The sequence below is a fragment of the Luteimonas endophytica genome (assembly GCF_029887875.1).
Taxonomy (GTDB): Bacteria; Pseudomonadota; Gammaproteobacteria; order Xanthomonadales; family Xanthomonadaceae; genus Luteimonas; species Luteimonas endophytica.
The window spans coordinates 176509-196386 of record NZ_JARXRM010000008.1 but is presented as its reverse complement, the minus strand read 5'-3'; the positions used below and the strand labels follow the sequence as shown (position 1 = coordinate 196386).

General features: G+C 72.7%; 15 protein-coding genes and 2 tRNA genes. 7 read left to right on the top strand and 10 right to left on the bottom strand.

Annotated features, from left to right (window positions below; translation table 11 throughout):
• Positions 1-7: 7 nt before the first annotated feature.
• From QFW77_RS01145 to QFW77_RS01130, 4 genes are read left to right on the top strand one after another with little or no spacing between them, the layout of a single operon-like run.
• Complete coding sequence (locus QFW77_RS01145) at positions 8-775, top strand: prepilin-type N-terminal cleavage/methylation domain-containing protein (RefSeq protein WP_280572311.1); 768 nt, start codon at positions 8-10, stop codon at positions 773-775.
• The gene (locus QFW77_RS01140) at positions 772-2961 is read left to right on the top strand and encodes a hypothetical protein (protein ID WP_280572310.1); all 2190 of its coding nucleotides are present in this window, start codon (positions 772-774) and stop codon (positions 2959-2961) included. The genes QFW77_RS01145 and QFW77_RS01140 overlap by 4 nt, the downstream gene beginning before the upstream one ends.
• Positions 2958-4037, top strand: coding sequence for a hypothetical protein (locus QFW77_RS01135; protein WP_280572309.1), 1080 nt, complete (start codon positions 2958-2960; stop codon positions 4035-4037). Before QFW77_RS01140 ends, QFW77_RS01135 begins: the two co-directional genes overlap by 4 nt.
• A complete protein-coding gene (locus tag QFW77_RS01130) occupies positions 4034-5212 on the top strand; it encodes a type II secretion system protein (protein WP_280572308.1) in 1179 nt (392 codons plus the stop codon). The genes QFW77_RS01135 and QFW77_RS01130 overlap by 4 nt, the downstream gene beginning before the upstream one ends.
• Before the next feature lie 31 nt (positions 5213-5243).
• On the opposite strand, the gene QFW77_RS01125 is transcribed toward QFW77_RS01130, so the two are convergent.
• Positions 5244-6110, bottom strand: coding sequence for an AfsR/SARP family transcriptional regulator (locus tag QFW77_RS01125; protein ID WP_280572307.1), 867 nt, complete (start codon positions 6108-6110; stop codon positions 5244-5246).
• A gap of 264 nt (positions 6111-6374) precedes the next feature.
• Between QFW77_RS01125 and QFW77_RS01120 the strand changes: the two genes are divergently transcribed.
• Entirely contained in the window at positions 6375-9071 is a 2697-nt protein-coding gene (locus QFW77_RS01120) for a serine/threonine-protein kinase (RefSeq protein ID WP_280572306.1), read from the top strand.
• 366 nt (positions 9072-9437) lie between these two features.
• Here QFW77_RS01120 and QFW77_RS01115 read toward each other — a convergent pair whose 3' ends face one another.
• The 8 genes from QFW77_RS01115 to rnd form a co-directional block, all read right to left on the bottom strand.
• Positions 9438-10349, bottom strand: coding sequence for a DMT family transporter (locus QFW77_RS01115; RefSeq protein ID WP_280572305.1), 912 nt, complete (start codon positions 10347-10349; stop codon positions 9438-9440).
• A gap of 156 nt (positions 10350-10505) precedes the next feature.
• Positions 10506-11546: a UDP-N-acetylmuramate dehydrogenase gene (murB, locus tag QFW77_RS01110; RefSeq protein ID WP_280572304.1), complete on the bottom strand. Its 1041-nt coding sequence runs from the start codon at positions 11544-11546 to the stop codon at positions 10506-10508.
• Between the two features lie 7 nt (positions 11547-11553).
• A complete protein-coding gene (locus QFW77_RS01105; RefSeq protein WP_280572303.1) occupies positions 11554-12609 on the bottom strand; it encodes a quinone-dependent dihydroorotate dehydrogenase in 1056 nt (351 codons plus the stop codon).
• 1 nt (position 12610) lies between these two features.
• A complete protein-coding gene (locus tag QFW77_RS01100) occupies positions 12611-12892 on the bottom strand; it encodes a DUF4190 domain-containing protein (RefSeq protein WP_280572302.1) in 282 nt (93 codons plus the stop codon).
• Between the two features lie 129 nt (positions 12893-13021).
• On the bottom strand, positions 13022-14557 hold the full coding sequence (gene amaB, locus QFW77_RS01095; RefSeq protein ID WP_280572301.1) for an L-piperidine-6-carboxylate dehydrogenase: 1536 nt from the start codon (positions 14555-14557) through the stop codon (positions 13022-13024).
• A gap of 134 nt (positions 14558-14691) precedes the next feature.
• Positions 14692-14768: transfer RNA gene (locus tag QFW77_RS01090), tRNA-Arg, on the bottom strand.
• A gap of 152 nt (positions 14769-14920) precedes the next feature.
• Positions 14921-14996 (bottom strand) — tRNA-Ala (locus QFW77_RS01085).
• A 128-nt stretch (positions 14997-15124) separates the two neighbouring features.
• The gene (gene rnd / locus QFW77_RS01080; protein WP_280572300.1) at positions 15125-16207 is read right to left on the bottom strand and encodes a ribonuclease D; all 1083 of its coding nucleotides are present in this window, start codon (positions 16205-16207) and stop codon (positions 15125-15127) included.
• 124 nt (positions 16208-16331) lie between these two features.
• Between rnd and QFW77_RS01075 the strand changes: the two genes are divergently transcribed.
• Together QFW77_RS01075 and QFW77_RS01070 are read left to right on the top strand one after the other, a co-directional pair.
• On the top strand, positions 16332-18176 hold the full coding sequence (locus tag QFW77_RS01075) for an SUMF1/EgtB/PvdO family nonheme iron enzyme (RefSeq protein WP_280572299.1): 1845 nt from the start codon (positions 16332-16334) through the stop codon (positions 18174-18176).
• Between the two features lie 64 nt (positions 18177-18240).
• Positions 18241-19134 (top strand): M48 family metallopeptidase, encoded by an 894-nt coding sequence (locus QFW77_RS01070; RefSeq protein ID WP_280572298.1) that lies wholly within the window; start codon positions 18241-18243, stop codon positions 19132-19134.
• Here QFW77_RS01070 and phbB read toward each other — a convergent pair.
• Positions 19131-19877 (bottom strand): acetoacetyl-CoA reductase, encoded by a 747-nt coding sequence (gene phbB / locus QFW77_RS01065; protein ID WP_280572297.1) that lies wholly within the window; start codon positions 19875-19877, stop codon positions 19131-19133. The genes QFW77_RS01070 and phbB overlap by 4 nt on opposite strands.
• Between the last annotated feature and the right edge of the window lies 1 nt (position 19878).

The window sequence follows — 19878 nt, the reverse complement described above, 5'->3', positions numbered from 1 at the left end:
GCCACCCATGCAGATCCAAGCCCGATCGTGCCGGCGCGCCGGCCGCCCTTGGCCCCCGGCGGCCGGCTTCACCCTGGTGGAACTGTCGGTGGTGCTGGTAGTGATCGCGCTGATCATCGGTGCGGTCAGCGTCGGCCGCGACGTCTATCGCGGCGCGGTCGCCGAGCGCATCGCCAGCGAGTTCGTGCAGGGCTGGCTGCTGGCCTACGAGCGCTACGTGGCGCAGGTCGGCGCGGTGCCCGGCGACAGCCTGGCCGATCCGCAGGGCAGGGTGCTCGGCACCGGGCCGATCCCCGGAGACTTCCCGGCCGCCGCGCTGTGCGGCGACGAACTGCGGCTGGCGATGCTCGAGCGCGGGGTGAGCCTGCCTCAGGGGCGCGGCGAGGGCCTGGAGACCCGCTACGTCTACCGCGACAGCGGCGGCAACCCGCAGGAGCTGCAGGTCTGCTTCGTCGCGCTCGACGACTGGTCCGAGCCGTCGCCCACCAGCGCCGGCAGCCACGTGCAAAGGCCGCGCAACGTCATGTACCTGTCCGGCCTGACCCCGGAACTGGCGACCTTCCTCGACAACCGCGTCGATGGCGCCGTCGACGCGCTGTTCGGACGGCTGCGCGAGCGCGGGCGGCACAACGCCGTCGCCACCCCGGCCGATCCGGCGGCGCGCACCTGGAGCAGCGACGAGACCCTCACCTACGACAGCGACGATCCGGACGACGACCCCGATGTCGGCGGCCAGATCGTGGTCCTGGAGGGCTACCTGAGGATGACCCAGTGAAGGCGCGCGCGGGCGCGTCGCCGCGGCGCCAGCGCGGCGCCGGCCTGCTGCAGGCGCTGCTGGTGGTGCTGGCGATCGGCGCGGCGCTGGCGGCCGCCGCGGTGCTGCTGCATGCGCCGAAGCCTGCGCGGCAGGCCACCACCCAGGAGCAGGCGCTGGCCTGGGCCGACGAGGCGGTGATGGCCTTCGCCGCGGCCAACGCGCGGCTGCCATGTCCGGCCGACGAGGTGCACGGCGCGGAGAACTGCGCCGCCGGCAATGCCAAGGGCTGGCTGCCGCTGCGCTCGCTGGCCGGCGCCGCCGGCAACGGACGTGGAATCGGGCCGATGCGCTACATGGCCTACCGCGGCGGCGGTGCCGCGCCGGACCTGGCGGTGGCCCAGAATCGCTACAGCCCGGTCGACCTGGCCGGCGACGCGCGCGACTTCGACGCCGTCAACGGGCTCGACTTCTGCAGGATGCTGGCCGATGCCCAGGGCGTCGGGGTGGATGCATCCGCCGCGCACGTGCTCGACCGCGGCGGCACCCCGATGAACGTCGCCTACGGCATCGCCGCGGCCGGGCCCGACGCCGGCGTGGCCGGCAGGCTCGACGACCGCAACGCCTCCGATTCGGTGGTGATGGAGGCGCCCTGGCGCCGGGGAGACGCCGACTACGACGACCGCGTCCGGGTCCGCGACCTGCGCGAGCTCGGCCACGCCCTCGGTTGCCGCTTCGCCCGTCCGGACGCGCCGGACAATGTCGCGCTGGCGTCGGTCGATCTGCTGTCGGGATCGGTGACGGTGGCCGAAACGGTGGAGGAGTTCCAGGAATTCAATCGCGCCAACGCCGAGGTGTCGCTGGCGTTCGCGATCGTCAACGAGGTGTTCGCGGTGTCCGCGGTGGCGCTGGCCAGCGCCAACCTGAGCAATTCGATCAGCACCCTGGCCACCGCCTCCGCGCAGCTGTCGGCGGCGATCGCGGCCTGCGCGCTGCCGCCCTGGGCGCAGTGCGCGCTGATCCCGGTCTACAGCACCGCGGTGGGGCTGGCGGTGGCGGCGGTGGCGACCTCCGGCGCCGCGATCGCCGCCAATGCCGCGGCCCTGGCGGTGACCAGCGGGGCGCTGGCGGCCACGACCGTGGCCTACCAGATGGCGACCGGGGAGGTCGGGGGCGGCAGCCAGGCCGACTACGGCGAGCTCGCCGACACCGTCTGCACCTCGGCGCACGGCGGCATGGTGCCGGTGCTGGACGGCAACCATCAGCCCGTGCCCGGACAGTTCGTCTGGCAGGACGGGCTGGAGCAGCAGCTGGTGCCGGTGCAGGCGGAGGTCGCGGTGCTGGAGACGCGAGTCGCCATCCACCAGGCGGTGCTGGACGACTGGGCCGCCGATCCTTCGGCGAAGATCGAGTACGCCCGCCACGGGGTCGACCCTTCGGATCCGGACCAGGCCGGCGCCGCGGCCCTGCTCAATACCCGGCTGCAGGAGAACCTGCAGGCGATCCGCCGCTACGAGGACCTGCGCCTGGCCTACGAACAGGGCGTGGAGACGGCCGAGGCGGCCAAGCGCGTCCACGACGACGCGGTCGCCAGCGCGCTGCACATGGAGACCGTGCTGATCCCGCAGGCCTGCGCCGACATCCAGTCGACCGTGGACCAGTACCGCTGCGATTCCTACCGCAAGGGCTTGGCCGACCTGCGCGAGTGCGGCAACCCCGCGGTCAAGTGCATCGCCACCATGCACCAGGAGTGGCAGGATGCGGTCGCGGCCCGCGACCAGGCGCGCGCCGAGCGCGACCAGCAGCGACAGCGGCTCGGCAACCTGCACGACGTGTACGTGGTGCGCTACAACCTGAGCCCGTGCCCGGTCGCCGACGATCCGGACATCGGCGCCTATTCCCCCTATTGCCGTGTCCTGCACATCCTCGACCAGCCGGACTGGGATCCGCGCCGCCCCTATGGCTGGCATGCGCGCCAGTTCGTCGCCCAGAACGCGGCGCTGGAGCGCAAGCGCGAGGAGCTGGCCGAACTGCAGGAACGGTTCGATACCGCCGCGCAGCAGTGCATCGACCTGCGCGCCATCGCCGGCGCGCCGCCGGGCACCCCGGTGCCGGGCGTCGATCGCTGGGAGAACGCGGAAGACATCCTGCGGGCCGCCGACTGGCGCGGTGCGGTCGGGCCGGTCGCGCCGGAGGACGCGCCATGAGCGCGCATCGCCAGGCAGGCTGGTCTCTCGTCGAACTGGCGGTGGTGCTGCTGGTGATGGCGCTGCTGTCGGTGGCGCTGGTGCAGGTGCTGCCGCTGGGGCGCCAGGTGAGCGCCGCCGACGCGATGCAGCGCGATCTGCTGCAGGCCGAGGAAGCCCTGGTCGGCCACGCCCGCGCGCACCTGCGCCTGCCCAACGCGGACGCCGACGGCGACGGCATCGAGGATCCCGGCGCGATCGTCGGCTGGCTGCCGACCCGCGCGCTCGGCCTGCCGCCGGGCCGGCGCGTGCACTACCGGTTGCCGCAGCCGCTGGCGGCGGCCTCGCCCGGCAATCGTTTCCAGCCCGAACACCCGCCCGCGGCCACGCCGGCGCCGGCGCCGGTCAACGGCCTCGACTTCTGCGCCAGCCTCGCCGCGGAGCAGGCGGCCGCCGCGCCGATGGCGGGGCTGGGGGTGCCGGCGGCGTTCGCGCTGGCGCACGCCGGCGGCGCCGGCCACGAACGCATGGCGGCGCCGCAGTTCGCGTTGCCCGGGTCGGAGGCCGCGGTGTCGGGGCGGCCGCCGGTGGCCGCGCTGGGCCTGGGCGAACTGGCCGCGCGGCTGGCCTGCCCGGACCGCGTGGCGCGGGTGCAGGGCGGCGCGCGCGCGGCGATGGCCGCGTACGACATCCGCCGGGTCGCCGAGCGCTACCTCGAGTTCCGCACCTTCGACATCCGCACCGCCGAACTGAACAAGCTCAACGCCGACGTCGCGGTGGCCTCGGGCTCGTTCGAGGTCGCCTTCGGCGTGGTCAGCGAGGTGATCTCGATCCTGCAGATCGCCGCCGGCTGGCCGCCGGACGCCGTCGCGATCGCGATCGGCGTGGCCGAGCAGGTCGTGGCGGTGGCGCAGATGGCCACCGCGATCGCCAACCTGACCCTGGCGGTGGCCGACCAGGCGGATGCGGTCGAGGCGGTGGAGACGGCACGCGCCAACGAGCTGGCCGCGCAGGCCAACCTGCAGCGCATGCAGGCGCTGGAGCAGCAGGCGCGCGAACGGCTGCGCGAGCTGGATGCCGCGGGGCTGGGCGCATGAGCAGGGGGCAGGGCATGGGGCAGCGCATGGGCGTGCGGCAGCGGGGCTTCTCGCTGGTCGAGCTGGCGGTGGCGGTGGTGATCCTCGGGGTGGCCGGGATCCTGCTGGCGCGCTGGGTCGGGGTGGCCGCGGTGGAGCAGCGCAACGTCGCCGGACGCGAGCTGATGGTGCGCGCCGACGATGCACTGCTCGCCTATGCCATGGTCAACGGGCGCCTGCCGTGCCCGGCCGCCGACGACGGTGGGGCCGAGAGCTGCGCCGCGAGCGTGGGCTGGCTGCCGTACGCGGCGCTGGGCCTGCCGGACCGGCGCGCCGGCAGGATCCGCTACGGGGTGCTGCGCCGCGCCGATGCCGATCCCGAGCGCGACGCCGACCTGGCGGTGCTCAGCGACCGGCCGCGCCCGCTCCAGGTCGACGGCGATAGCGCCGCGGGTCTTCCGCTCGGCACGCGCAACGGCCTCGACCTCTGCCACGCCCTGCGCGAGGCGATGCGCCTGCCCGCCGACCCGGGGTTCGTCCACACCCGCCGCGAGGACCAGCCGGACGCGATCGCCCAGAACGTCGCCTACGCGCTGGCCGCGCCGACGGTGCCGGAGGGCCTGGCGCCGATCCACCGCGGCGGTTCGCTCGCGTTCGCCTCGCCGCGGCGCCCGGGCAGCGCCGACTACCACGACCAGGTGCTGGCGGTCGGCACCGACCAGCTGTGGACGCGGATGCGCTGCGGCGACAACCTCGGGCCGGCGGCCTACGCGCACTTCAACGCCGCCGCGGCCGCGGAGGTGCACCTCAAGGCGCTGCGCGACTACAAGCGCCAGCTGGAGGTGGCCCGGCAGCTGGCGATCGCCGCGCAGATCTCCGCCGACGCCGCGGCGGTGGCCGGCGCCGCGCAGATCGTCTCGGCGGCCGCCGGCGTGCTCGACGCAGCGGCCGAGAGCCTGGCCAGCACCGGCGCGATCTCCTACCGGGTCGGGCTCGCGGCCGCCGCGGTGGCGGCCGCCGCGGCGACCGAGGCGGCGGCGATCGCGTTCGTGGTGACCTCGGCGATCGCCCTGGACGAGGCCAGGGAACTGTACGACGACATCGACGGGCCGATCGACAATTCCGCGGCATTGGCGCCGCTGGTGCTGGAAAACGCCAAGGGCGCCGATGCGGCCGGGCTCTATGCAGTCCCGTAGCGCGCGGCGGACGGCACGCGCGCCGCGGCGCTCAGGCCGGGCTGCCGGCCGCGCGCGCGGCGCCGGCGATCTCCTCGCGCAGCGCGCGGGTCAGCGGATCAGGCTCGCAGTCCAGGCTGCGGCGCAGGTTGCGCTCGAGTTCGGCGTACACCTGCAGTGCGTGATGGCGGGCGCCGTCCGCGGCGAGGATCTCCATCAGGGCGCGGTGGTGCGCCTCGTTCCAGCCGTCGATGCGGACCAGGCGGTGGGCGATGTCGGCGGCCTCCGCGTGCCGTCGCTCGGCGCGGTAGCGCGCGCGCAGCCGTTCCATCAGGCGCACCTCGCGCCGGAAGAAATGCTGGCGGGTGTACTGCAGCCAATCCTCGAACTCGCTGCAGCCGTCCATCCGCACGCTTTCGAGCAGCATGCCGGCGTGGTGCCAGGACGGCCCGGCCAGGGCCTCGACCGCATCGTCCTCGGGCACGATCAGCGGGTCGAGCAGGTCGATGTCGAACAGCACCCGCGAACGGCGGCCGGGCAGCAGGCCGATGGTGTCGCGGTCGGCCGCGATCAGCCCCTCGAGGCCGAGCCGGCGGAACGTCTCCTGCAGGTCCGCCAGCACCTGGCGCAGGTTGGTGCGCGCGGCCGCGGCGCCGAGTTCCGGCCAGAACAGCGCGGCGAGCTGCTCGCGCGCGTGACGGCGGTCGCGTTCCACCGCGAGGTAGCCGAGCAGCGCCCAGCCCTTGCGGTACTGGAGCGACAGGTCGCGTCCGTCCGGATCGACCAGCCGGCCCATGCCGAGCAGCCGCAGCCGCGGCATCGACGGCGCGGTCGACGGGTCGCTCACTTCCGGTGCCCCGGTACCCGGCGCGCCGGCAGGGGCCGACACGCCGCCAACGCTGCGCGCGCCCAGGTCCATGCGGGTTCGGCAACGGCGTTCATGGAAGGCGCAGGTCCCCAGAGTGGCGCGATCGCGGTCGGTCCCATCCGACCCGGCGCGGCGCGGCGTACGCGCGATGCGCCGGTGCCGCGCGCCGGAAACGCGATCGCACCCGGCGGAGCCGGCCCGGGCCAGGACGGGCAAGCATAGCGAAGCCACCACCGCCGGTAAACGCGTCGCCCGCGCGAGGGAAGCATCGCGATCGGCTACCATCTGCCCGCGACAGGACAGGGGGCGCGGGCGATGGGGGAGTCGGACAACGTCGGGGAGACCCAGCAGACGCTGGCGCTTCCGGCGCGGCCTGAGGTCGAGGCCGGCGCCTACGCGCCCGGTGCGCGCGTCGGCCACTACCGCCTGGTCTCGCTGCTCGGCCGCGGCGGGATGGGCGAAGTCTACCTGGCCGAGCAGCTCGAGCCGGTGCGGCGCCAGGTCGCGCTGAAGCTGATGAGGCACCGCGAGCTCGACGCCGTGCAGCGCGCGCGCTTCGAGGTCGAGCGCCAGCTGCTGGCGCAGATGAGCCACCCGGCGATCGCGCAGATCTACGACGCCGGCACCGCCGACGGCCATCCCTATTCGGCGATGGAGCTGATCGACGGCGCCCCGGTGGACGCCTACTGCCGCCAGGCGCGGCTGCCGCTGCGCGCGCGCATAGAGCTGTTGGTGCGGATCTGCGAGGGCGTGCAGCACGCGCACCAGAAGGGCGTGATCCATCGCGACATCAAGCCGGCCAACGTGCTGGTCGCCGGGATCGACGGCCGCGCGCTGCCCAAGATCATCGACTTCGGGATCGCCACGCTGGGCTCGCCCGGATCGATCGGCTATGGCAGCGGTTCGGAGGACCGCGCGGGCACCCCGGCCTACATGAGCCCGGAGCAGGCCACGGACCCGGCCTCGGTCGACACCCGCAGCGACATCTACTCGCTCGGCGTGCTGCTGCACGTGCTGCTGACCGGCTGCCGCCCGCAGGCCGGCGCCGACGGTGCGATGTTGCGGCCGTCGGCCCGGCTGGCCGCGCTCGGCAGGGCCGAGGTCGAACGCGCGGCCGCGGAACGCGGCACCAGCGGCGCGCGGCTGCTGCGGTCGTTGCGCGAGGAGCTGGACTGGGTGGTGACGAAGGCGGCGGCCGATGACCGCGCCCTGCGCTACGCCTCCGCCGCCGGGCTCGCGGAAGACCTGCGCCGCTCGCTCGATGGCCGTCCGCTGGCTGCGGTGCCCGCGCGGCGCGGATACGTCTGGGGTCGGTTCGTTCGCCGGCACCGGGTCGCCTTTGCCGCCGGCGCAGCCATGGCCGTTGCGATATTGGCGGGACTGGCGCTTTCGTTGACTGGCTTGATGCAGGCGCGCGAGCAGCGCGCGGTAGCGCAGGAACGCAGCGCCGAGCTGGAAAAGGTCGTCGCGTTCCAGCAGGCGATGCTGCAGGGAATCGACATCCAGGCAATGGGCATCGGCTTATCCGAGGATCTGCGCGGCCAGATCGCCGAGGCTGCTCCACAGAGCATTGATGCGCTCGACGAGGCGCTGGCGTCGGCCAGCACCGCCGACACCGCGCGGCGGCTCATTGACCGTCACATCCTCGTTGCCGCTGAATCGGCCATTGGGCGCGAATTCGTTGCCGAGCCTGCGCTCGCCACCGAGCTGCGCGAGTCGGTTGCGCGGGTGCGTCATGAGCTCGGCCTGTATGAAGAAGCGGCTCGCGCCTACGGCCAGGTCGCCGATTCTCGTACCCGTACCTTCGGGGCGGATCATCCGCGCACCTTGCAGGCCCGGCAGCGTCAGGCCACCGCGCTGATCCGCTCCGCGCGGCCGGAGGAAGCGCGCCGGATCCTGGAGGCTGCGCTCGCAGATGCTGCCGGTCAGGATGCGGCGGACGAGGAACGCGTCCTTCTGCAACTCGCGCTGAGCGAAGCGATCGGAAGCCAGGGCGACCTCGACGAGGCGCGGCGCATGCAGCAGCAGTTGTACGATGCACTTGAGGGGCGGGGCGCGGGAGAGGGCCAGGTAGCGCTCCAGGTGCTCAACAATCTCTGCATCAGCTATGCCCGCACCCGCGATTTCGATCGCGCGAAGGAGTGCTTCGAGCGGTTGTTCGCCTTGCACGAGGCGGAAGAGGGATTCGAGGCCGACGCCACGCTCAAGGCGGCCGGCAACCTGGCTGCGGTCTATGCGGAGAGCGGCAGCCTGGAAGAAGCGGCGATGCTCAACAGACGACTCTCCAGCGTCAACCGGCGGCGTCTCGGCAACGAGCATCCCATGACGCTCAGCAACCGTTCCAACCTGGCTTCGGACCTCATGGAGCTGGGGCAGTACGACGAAGCCCTGCCCGAGCTGGAGGCCGTGCTCGAGGCGCGCACCCGCGTCCTCGGCGCACGGCACCCACAGACTCTCAGGACGCGCTGGTACCTGGCGTCGCTCCATGCGCGCATGGGCAACTTCGACCTCGCGCTGCCTATGGAAGAGGAGGTGATCGCGTTGCGGATGGAGGTGCTTGGGCCGCAGCACCCGGACACCCTCGGCGTCCGGCTCCGGCATGCGGGCACCCTGCGCAGCGCCGGCCGCCCGGAAGAGGCGTTCGAAGTCCTGTCTGCGGTCCTCCCGGCAGCCCGGGAGATACTTGGCATGCGCGAGCAACTTCTGCGGACGGCGCTGCATGCGCAGGCAGAGATCCTGATGGAGCGAGGCCATGCTGCAGCGGCGGTTTCGGCCTACCAGGACCTGCTGCAGGCCAGCATAGATCAGAATGGCGACGACGACAGTGCGACGGCCGAGGTTGCGTGGGCGCTGGTCGGCGCCCTGGAAGCCGCAGGGCGGCACGGCGAGGCGGCAAGGGTGCGCGCACGCCACATCGATCCTCTGCTGGCGCAGGACTCCTCACAGCTGGCAGCCGAGGAGACTCGTGTCGCCCGGTTGATCAGGGAGGGAGCGACGACTCCGCAAAGATGAGGTGCGCTTCCCAAGACATCGCCGTCGGCGTGGTCGCTAACTTCAAACTAAGGAGCGGTTGAATGAAGTCCCGTATCTACGGAATCGTACTGACACTAGGTTTCGCCGTGCTGGCCCCGCCTGCATATGCGCAGGATGGCGGCGGTGGTAGTGGCGGCGGTGGCAGCGGTGGAGGGGGCGGTGGGTCGTCCGGAGATTGCTGCTACCCGGCCGTGGAGTACGACTTCACTCCCAATGGCCTCAGTGCATTGATCAGACTCATCTTCCCGGAGTCCTGAGGGCGCTGGCCGGCCGCGGCATCGCGACCGGCCTTCGCTGGCCGGCGCTGGTTCGCTCAGATGATGGAGGTGGGTGGCTCGCTATGCGTCACTCCCCCGGCTTGGCCGCCTCGACCGGCGCGCTGGTGGAGGCGCGCCGCGACAGTTGCGCCTCGCGGTGGGCGATGTAGGCGTTGGCGGCGAAGATGATCGAGGCGCCGGCAATGGTCCAGGCGTCCACCGTCTGGCCGAACAGGACCCAGCCGAAAAGCGCCACCACCGGCAGCTGCATGAAGCTGATCGGGGTCAGCGCCGAGACCTCGCCCAGCTGCAGCGCGCGGGTCCACAGCATGTGCCCGCCGGTGCCGAGGATGCCGGCGGCGACCACCCACAGCCAGACGATCCCCTGCGGCCACTCCCACACCGCCAGCGCCGGCAGCAGCGACATCGGCACCCAGAACAGCGTGGTCCAGATCACGATGCGGTCGGCCGGCTCGGTGCGCGAGAGCTCCTTGATCTGGATCGCGACCAGCCCGCTGAGCATCGCCGCGGCCACCGCCACCAGCATCCCCGGGGTGAATTCGCCGCTGCCGGGGCGCAGGATCACCAGCACGCCGAGGAAGCCGAGCCCTACCGCGGTCCAGCGCCGTGCCCGCACCTGCTCGCGCAGGAACACCACCGCGGCGATGGTCACGAAGATCGGCGTGGAGTACGACAGCGACACCGCCTGCGCCAGCGGCAGGTTGCCGATCGCCCAGAAGCCGCAGAACATCGAGCCGATGCCGATCAGGCAGCGCACGAAGTAGCGCGGCAGCTGCGCGGTCTTCAGGAACGCAGGCCCACGCCCGGCGCGCAGCAGCAGCGGCAGCGCGGCGAGCAGCCCGAAGAAGTTGCGGAAGAACGCGATCTCGAAAGTGTGCAGGCTTTCCGAGGCCAGCCGGATCGCGATCACCATCAGCGCGAACAGCAGGGTGCTGCCCAGCATCAGCAGCGCGGCGCGGGTATGTTGAGAGGGCGGCATGCAGGCGAGAGCGTCAGGCGGTCGAACGGCCGAGGGTTCGGCTTCGGCACGTGGCGTAGCGCCGAGCTTGCTCGGCCGCGCTGCTTGGGCTCCGGTGGGGGAGCAGCGGAGCAAGCTCCGCTCTACGGGGCGTAGACGTACGGCAGTGGAGCGCGGTCACCACGTCGCACCGACGATCCGCGGCTCCGGCTCCAGCGCGACGCCGAAGCGCTCCTGCACCGAGGCGGCCACGCGCCTGGCGAGCGCCAGCAGGTCGGCGCCGCTGGCCGCGCCGTGGTTGACCAGCACCAGCGCATGCCGTTCCGAGACGCCGGCATCGCCCTCGCGGCGGCCCTTCCAGCCACAGGCGTCGATCAGCCAGGCGGCCGAGAGCTTGCGTTCGTCCTCGGCGGGAACCGGAAAGACCGGCAGGCCCGGATGCGCCGCGTGCAGCTCCCGCGCGGTCGCCTCGGCCACCACCGGGTTCTTGAAGAAGCTGCCGGCGTTGCCGGTCAGGGCCGGGTCGGGCAGCTTGCGGCGGCGCAGGCGACAGACCGCCTCGGCCACCTGCGACGGCCGCGGGTCGTCGATGCCCATCGCGGCGAGCTCTTCGGCGAGCCCGGCGTAGCCCAGCCTGGAGGCCGCCGCGCGCTGCAGCCGGAACCGCACCGCGGTGACCACGTAGCGCTCGGGTTCGCGCTTGAAGCGGCTGTCGCGGTAGCCGAACCCGCACGCGTCGCGCGCGATCAGCCGCCGCTCGCGGGTGCCGCGTTCGAAGGCCTCCACGGCGTCGATGCATTCCCCGACCTCGACGCCGTAGGCGCCGATGTTCTGGATCGGCGCCGCGCCCACCGTGCCAGGGATCAGCGCCAGGTTCTCGAGCCCGGACAGGCCGTGGCCGAGCGTCCACAGCACCAGCGCATGCCAGTCGACGCCGGCCTCGGCGCGTACCAGCGCGCCGTCGACGTGGTCCTCGACGATGGCGATGCCCTGGCCGCCGAGCGCCAGCACCACGCCCGGCGGATCGCCGGCGAACAGCAGGTTGCTGCCGCCGCCGAGCACCAGCACCGGGCCGTCGCGCAGCATCGCGTTGCCGAACAGCTCCGGCAGCGCGGCGGCATCGCGCACCTCGAGCAGCAGGTCGGCGGTGGCCGGCACGCCGAAGGTGTTGCGCGCCCGCAGGGGGGCGCGCTCGACCAGCCGCCAGGGTTCGCTCATGCGCGGCTCATTCCGGGGGCAGGGTGCCGCGGCTCGGGGCTTCCTTGCGGCGGCGGATCGCGTCGACGCACTCGCCGATCAGCGCCGGGCCGCGGTAGATCAGGCCGGTGTAGACCTGCACCAGGCTGGCGCCGGCGGCCATCTTCTTCACCGCCTCGGCGCCGGACAGGATCCCGCCGACCCCGACCAGCGGAATCGAGGGCGGCAGGCGCGTGCGCAGCATGCGCAGCACCGCGGTGGACTTGTCCATCAGCGGCGCGCCCGACAGCCCGCCGGTCTCCCGCGCCAGCGGATGCGCCTGCACCGCCAGGCGCGAGACCGTGGTGTTGGTGGCGATCACCCCGTCCACCCGCAGGTCCGACAGCACCCGCGCGGCGGCCTCGACGTCCTCGTCGCTGAGGTCGGGCGAGACCTTCACCAGCATCGGCACCCGCTTGCCGTGCCGCGCGCCCAGTCGCTCCTGGGCCTCGCGCAGGGCGCCGACCAGGCGGCGCAGGGCCTGTTCCTCCTGCAGTTCGCGCAGTCCGGCGGTGTTGGGCGAGGAGATGTTGACGGTCAGGTAGTCGGCGAGCGGGTAGACCCGCTCCATGCAGTGCAGGTAGTCGCGCTCCGCGGATTCGTTGGGGGTGTCGCGGTTGCGGCCGATGTTGATGCCCAGCGGCCCGCTGCGATGGCGCGCGCGGGCGACGTTGGCGACCAGCGCATCGACCCCCTCGTTGTTGAAGCCGAGCCGGTTGATGATCGCGCGGTGGCCGGGCAGGCGGAACATCCGCGGCTTCGGGTTGCCCGGCTGCGGCCGCGGGGTGACCGTGCCGACCTCGACGAAACCGAAGCCGAGCCCGAACAGCGCGTCGACGTGGGCGCCGTTCTTGTCCAGCCCGGCCGCCAGCCCGACCGGGTTGGGAAAGGTGAGGCCCAGCAGCGACACCGGGAACTCGCGACGGCGTTCGGCCAGCATCGGGCGGAGGCCGCAGCGCCAGGCCGCCTCGAGCCCGGCCAGGCCCAGTGCGTGCGCGCGCTCCGGCTGCAGGCGGAACAGCAGCGAGCGGGCGACGCCGTACATGTCAGCCCTGCAGCCCCAGCCAGACCAGGCCGCCGAACAGCAGCACGAACACGCCCATGAGCAGCACCGACAGCAGGATCATCGCGTAGCCCAGGATCAGCCCGGCCAATGCCAGCCCGTCGCCGTCGTAGCGCTCCGGCTGGCGCCGGATCTGGCCGCGGGCCAGGTGCCCGGTGATCACGGCCACCAGGCTGGCGATGAGCGGGAACGGGAGGATGCCGAGGATGCCGGCGATCAGGCTGACGATCGCCAGCGGGCTGGTCTGACGGGTCGGGACGTTCATGGCCCTGCGCTCCTGCTCGTTCTTCGTGCGGTGCGGGCCGGCCGGGTCATCGACCCGGCCGGCATCCGGCGCCGCGCCGTTCGGCCGCGGCATGCGTCCCTGCGGTTCGCGCGCGTCGCCGCGCGCGGGTCAGAGGTCGAACTTGATGCCCTGCGCCAGCGGCATCGCGTCCGACCAGTTGATGGTATTGGTCTGGCGGCGCATGTACGCCTTCCATGCGTCGGAGCCCGATTCGCGGCCGCCGCCGGTCTCCTTCTCGCCGCCGAAGGCGCCGCCGATCTCGGCGCCGGAGGTGCCGATGTTGACGTTGGCGATGCCGCAGTCCGAGCCCCAGGCCGACAGGAAGCGCTCGGAGGCGCGCAGGTCGGTGGTGAAGATCGCCGAGGACAGGCCCTGCGGAACGTCGTTCTGCATCGCGATCGCCTCGTCCAGGTCCTCGAACTTCATCACGTACAGGATTGGCGCGAAGGTCTCGGTCTGCACCACCTCGGCGTCGTTCGACAGGCCGGTGACGATCGTCGGCAGCACGAAGTGGCCCTTGCGGTCGTCCAGGGCGCGGCCGCCCGAGGCGACGGTGCCGCCGGCGGCCTTGGCCTTCTCGATGGTGGCGAGGTAGGCGCGCACCGCGTCGGCGCTGTTCAGCGGCCCCATCAGGTTGGCGGGATCGGTGGGGTCGCCGATCCGCTGCTCGACCTGGCGATAGCCGGCGACGAGCTTCTCGACCACGCTGTCGTAGATCGACGCGTGCACGAACAGGCGCCGGGTCGAGGTGCAGCGCTGGCCGCAGGTGCCGACCGCGCCGAACACGATCGCCGGGATCGCCAGCTTCAGGTCCGCGGTCTGGTCGACGATGATGGCGTTGTTGCCGCCCAGCTCCAGCAGCGAGCGGCCCATCCGCCGGGCGACGCGCTCGCCGACCTGGCGGCCGACCTTGGTCGAGCCGGTGAAGCTGATCAGCGGGATGCGGCGGTCGTCGACGAAGCTCTGCGCCAGTTCCGTGCCGGCATCGTTGATCAGGAAGAAGATGTCCGGGAACCCGCCTTCCTTCAGCGCTTCGTTGCAGATCTTCATCGAGGCGATCGCCGACAGCGGGGTCTTCGGCGAGGGCTTCCAGATGCAGATGTCGCCGCACGCCGCCGCCACGAACGCGTTCCAGGCCCATACCGCGACCGGGAAGTTGAACGCGCTGATGATGCCGACCAGGCCCACCGGGTGCCACTGCTCGTACATGCGGTGGCCGGGGCGCTCGGAGTGCATGGTCAGGCCGTAGAGCTGGCGCGACAGGCCGACGGCGAACTCGCCGATGTCGATCATCTCCTGCACCTCGCCGTCGCCCTCGGGCTTGGACTTGCCCATCTCCAGCGCGACCAGCGAGCCCAGCGCGTCCTTGTTGCGGCGCAGGGCGTCGGCGCACAGCCGGACCGCCTCGCCGCGGCGCGGGGCGGGGGTGCGGCGCCACTGCTGGAATGCCTCCTGGGCGCGCGCGATCACGGTCTCGTAGTCGCCGGTGGAGGTCCCCCGCACCTGCGCCAGCACCTCGCCATCGGTGGGGTTGACCGGCTCGAGCACGCCGGCGGAGGCGTCGCTGGACCATTCGCCATTGCCGAGATAGGTGCCGGACTCGGTGTTGCCGAGGCCGAGGGCGGTGAGGACGGGATGGGGCATCAGGAACTCCTGTGGGACATGAATGGCTGGGACTGCGGATGGGCGCACGGGCAGGACCCGGTGCCCGGACGGAGGGGCGGCTCCGGTCCGCCACGGCGTGGCGGTGGGGCCGCCGCCCATCCTGTCGGTCGTACTGGCGACCCCGGCACGATTCGAACGTGCGACCTTCCCCTTAGGAGGGGGACGCTCTATCCAGCTGAGCTACGGGGCCGAGCCGGGCATTTTCGCACGGCGCGCCGGGTTTTCCCAAAGTGGGGCGGGAAGGGGCCCGTGCAGGCCGGGCGAGCGGCCATCGAAGGGGCCAAGCCCGCACCGCAACGAAAACGGCGCATCGCGATGCGATGCGCCGTTCCGGCGTGAAAGTGGTGGAGCGGAGGAGGATCGAACTCCCGACCTTCGCATTGCGAACGCGACGCTCTCCCAGCTGAGCTACCGCCCCACGAGGCGCGGATTATACGGGCGCCGATGCGGCCCCGCCAGAGGGGCCATCCACCGTAGGCGCGTGCCGTGCACGCGAAGCCGACATGGTCTGCGCGCCCGCCAACCCGGCTTCCTGGCGGCCTTGTCTCACCCGGCCAGCAGCGGCCCCAGCACCGGCTCCAGCTGCGCGCGGCGCCAGCCGGACAGCGCCGGCGGCCAGTCGCCCTGCTGCAGCAGCCGCTCCAGCCAGCGCCGCGAGGCGAGCACGCCGTCCGGCAGATCGAGTTCGGCGCTGCGGGCGGATACCGCCTCCTGCAGTGCGCGCAGCCGCTTGCGATCGACCTCCTCGACCGGCTCGGGCGCCAGCCCCTCGTCCGGCAGCGGGGTCTCCAGTGCCTGCCACATCGGTTCGGCCAGCTTGCGGGAGGCCTTCGGGTGGCCATCCAGGACGCGCTGCAGGCCGGCCTGGTCGGCCGGCGGATCGCGCGCGATCAGCGCCGCCAGTTCGTTGTCCAGCACCCAGCTGCGCGGGCGGTCGCGCTCGCGTGCCCAGCGGTCGCGCCAGCGCAGCAGGCGCAGCAGGCGGTGGCGGCCGGGTTCGTCCAGGTACAGACTGGCGCGCACGGCGAGGTGCGGCCAGGGTTCCGGCTCGTCTGCGGCCACGGTCAGCAGGCGCGCGCAGTCCTCCTCGAACCAGGCGCGGCGGCCGAGCGCGTCGAGCCGCTGCGCCAGCGTATCGTGCAGGGCGAACAGGTGGCGCACGTCGTCGGCGGCGTAGTCTAGCTGCGCCTCGGACAGCGGCCGGCGCAGCCAGTCGGAGCGGGTCTCGCCCTTCGCCAGCTCCACCCCGGTCAGCTCCTGCACCAGCCGCTGGTAGCCGATGCCGGCGGCGCCCCCGCTCAGCGCGTTCGCCACCTGGGTGTCGAACAGCGGAGCAGGGACCGCGCCACAGGCGCGACCGAAGGCGATCAGGTCCTCGCCGGCGCTGTGCATCACCTTGAGGGTCGCCGAATCTGTGAGCAGCGAGCGCAGCACCTCGGCGATGCCGGGGGCCAGCGGATCGACCAGCAGGATCGCATCGTCGATCGCCACCTGCACCAGCGCCAGCTGCGGCCAGTAGGTGCGTTCGCGGATGAATTCCGTGTCCAGGCCGACCCGCTCCGGGCGCGTGGACAGGCGCTCGGCGAGGCGTTCGGGGTCGGCGATCCACTGCGGTTCTTGGCTGTGCATGGCGCAGCAGCCTAGCAGGTCGCCGGCAGGCGATCGCGGCGGTGGGCGCGATTGACGCACTGCGGCCCCCGGGCCTACCGTCGCGCTACCCTGTCGCTCCTCCCCCGCAATGAAGGATTCCCGCTTGCGTTCGCTTCCCCTAGCCGCCCTGTTGCTGTTGACGCTGGCGGCCGGTTGCGCGCGGGAAGGCGGCGAGGCCGCGGAAGAGGCGGCGGCGCCGGCCGAACGCCAGCGCAGCGGCAGCGTGACGGTCAGCGGCGACGACAGCATCGCCTCCACCCTGACCTGGCGGCGGCCCGAGGTGCCGCTGGAAGAGGGCGACGACCTGGAGGAGGTGCGCGGGCAGGCGGCCGAGGCCCTCGAACAGGGCCATCTGTACGACGACGCCGAGGCCGCCATCCCGATCTACCTGGCGCTGCTCGAGCGCGACCCCGACGACGGCGCCGCGGCCAAGGGGCTGGAGCGCGCGCGCGAGCGGCTGCTCGCCGATGGCGCCGCGGCGCTGGAGCACAGCGACCAGGACTTCGTGGCGCTGCGCGAGGCGCGCCGGGTCGCCGCCGTGGCGCGTGCCGTCTGGCCGGAAAGCGCGCCGGTGCAGGAGTACCTGCAGCGGGTCGACCGCGCCGACCGGTTGTGGGAGCTCAACCGTGCGGCCGAGGCCGCGATCGACGAGGAGCGCTACGGCGAATCCGGCGGCGGCGCGCTGCAGCCGCTGCGCGAGGCGCTCGAACTCGAACCCGGGCAGCCGCGGGCGATGCAGAACCTGGCGGCGGTGGAAAGCGGCCTGATCCGCCGTGCCGAACGGGTGGCGGAGGCCGGCGAGTTCGACGCCGCCGCGCAGTGGCTGGCGCATGCCGGCGAACTCCGGCCCGAGAGCGCGACCGTGCCCGATGCGCGCGAGCGCATCGCCCGGCTGCGGGCCGTGCGGGTGGCGCGGCTGCGCGACCGGGGGATCGCCGCGCTGGGCGAGTTCGACGGCATCGCCAAGGCCCGCGCGATCCTTGCCGAGCTGCTGCTGATCGCCCACCCCGGGGATCCGGCCGCAGCGGAGCTGCGCGAGCGCATCAGCCTGGCGGTGCACTACGGCCTGTTCCGCCCCGGGCAGCAGTTCACCGACGCGCTCGAGAGCGGCGCGCGCGGCCCGCGCATGGCGGTGATGCCGCACGGCGCGTTCACCATGGGGGCGCCGGAGGGAGAGCGGGGCTCGGGGGACAGCGAACGGCCCCAGCGCAACATCCGCTTCGATCGCGGCTTCGCGATCTCGGTGCACGAGGTCACGGTCGGGGAGTTCCGCCGCTTCGTCAACGCCACCGGCTACCAGACGCGGGCGGTGCGGCGCGGCTTTTCGATGGTGTACGACGAGCGCAGCGGCAATTTCGTTCGCCGCAGCGGGGTGGACTGGCGCTCCGACTTCCTCGGCGCCCCGGCCAGCGACGACATGCCGGTGCTGCACGTCAGCGCGCTCGACGCGGAGGCGTACGCGCAGTGGCTGGCCAAGGAGAGCGGCCGCCGCTATCGCCTGCCGAGCGAGGCCGAGTTCGAGTACGCGCTGCGGACGGGGACCACGACCCCCTATCCCTGGGGCGAGGGCGTGCCGCCGGCGGGCGCCGGAAACTTCACGGGCGGGCTGGACCGCTCGGCCGGTGGGCGCAGCTGGAGCAACGCGTTCGAAGGCTATGGCGACGGCCACTGGGGGCCCGCCCCGGTGGGCAGCTTCGCCGCCAACCGCTGGGGCGTGCACGACCTGGCGGGCAACGTCAGCGAATGGGTCGCCGACTGCTGGCACGCCAGCTACCGCCGCGCGCCGCGCGACGCGTCGCCCTGGATCAACCCGGGATGCAGGACCCACGTGATCCGCGGCGGCTCGTGGGCCAGTGCGCCGGAGCAGATCCGCTCTGCGTGGCGGGCGCCGGCGGCGCGCGACACCACCAACGCGCGGATCGGCTTTCGGGTGATGCGCGAGCTTTGAACAGCCTTGACGCGACCATCGCGCGGGCGGGGCGATGCTCCGGCCGCCTCTCCAGGAGACCGACATGAGCAGACAGCACCCGCGGGGCCGGCCGGCCGGACGGCGGCGACGCGGTGGCGGCCTGCGGCTCTGGGTGCTGCTGCTGTTCGCGGGCTACGGCGCCTGGTACTGGTTTTCCAACCAGAGCGTCGACCCGGTGACCGGCGAGAGCGTGCTGATCGACCGCAGCCTCTCGGCCGAGGACGAAATGGCGCTGGGCGTGCAGGCCTACCAGGAGATCCTCTCGCAGGAACGGCCGCTCCCGCGCGATGCCGAGGTGTCGCGACAGGTGCAGGCGATCGCGGCGCGGCTGATCGACCGGGTCGACGAGGTCGAGGCCGCGCTCGCCGCCGAGCACGGGCTGGCGCCGACCCGCTTCTCGGAAGGCTTCGAGTGGGAAGTGAACGTGATCGATTCCGACCAGGCCAACGCGTTCTGCCTGCCGGGCGGGAAGATGGCGGTCTACACCGGGCTGGTGCCGGTGGCGCAGACCGCCGATGCCATGGCGGTGGTGATGGGGCACGAGATCGCCCACGCGCTGCTGCGCCATGGCGCGCAGCGGATGGCCCAGCAGAAGCTGGGGCAGATGGGGCAGATGGCGGGCGCGCTCAGCGGGATGGACGCGCAGCAGCAGCAGATGGTGATGGCGGCGATGGGCTACGGCTATCTGCTGCCGTATGCGCGCAAGCACGAGACCGAGGCCGACGAGGTTGGGCTGATGCTGGCCGCGGCGGCCTGCTTCGATCCGAACCAGGCGGTGCCGCTGTGGGAGCGGATGGGCGCGGCCGCGGGCGGCCAGGGGCAGCCGGAATTCGCCTCCACCCATCCCAATCCCGGCACCCGCATCCAGAACCTGCAGGCGCTGATGCCGAAGGCGCTGGAGTATCGCGAGCGCTTCTGCCCCGAGGACGGTCTCTAGAAGCTCATGAACAGCCCGCCGTTGACGGGCAGGTTGGCGCCGGTGACGAAGCCGGCCTCGTCGGCGGCCAGGAACTCGACGGCGCGGGCGATCTCCTCGGGGCGGCCGAGCCGGCCCACCGGGACCTGGGCGACGATGCCGTCGCGGATCTGCTGCGGCATCGCCGTGACCAGGGCGGTCTCGCAGTAGCCCGGGGAGACCGAGTTGACGGTGACGCCCTTGCGCGCCACTTCGCGTGCCAGCGCCATGGTGAAGCCGTGCATGCCGGCCTTGGCGGCCGAATAATTGGTCTGGCCGAACTGTCCGGTCTGGCCGTTGACCGAACTGATGTTGACCACCCGGCCGAACCCGCGCGCGGCCATGCCGTCGACGGCATGCCGGCACATGTTGAAGACGCCGCCCAGGTTGATGTCCAGCACCGCGTCCCACTGCAGGCGGTCCATCTTGCGCAGGGTGACGTCGCGGGTGATGCCGGCGGCGTTGACCAGGATGTCGAGCGAACCGTGGTTCGCCTCGACATCGCGGACCAGCGCGCCGCAGGCATCGAGGTCGGTGACGTCCAGGGCGGCGAAGCCGACGTCGAGACCGTCGACTTCCTGCTCGAAGCGCTCCAGACGTTCGGGATGGCCGCCCAGATCGGCGGCGACGACGCGGCGCCCGGCCCGGGCCAGGGAGATGCAGATCGCGGTGCCGAGACCGCCGATGCCGCCGGTGACGACGGCGGTGCGCTTTCCTGCAGGCATG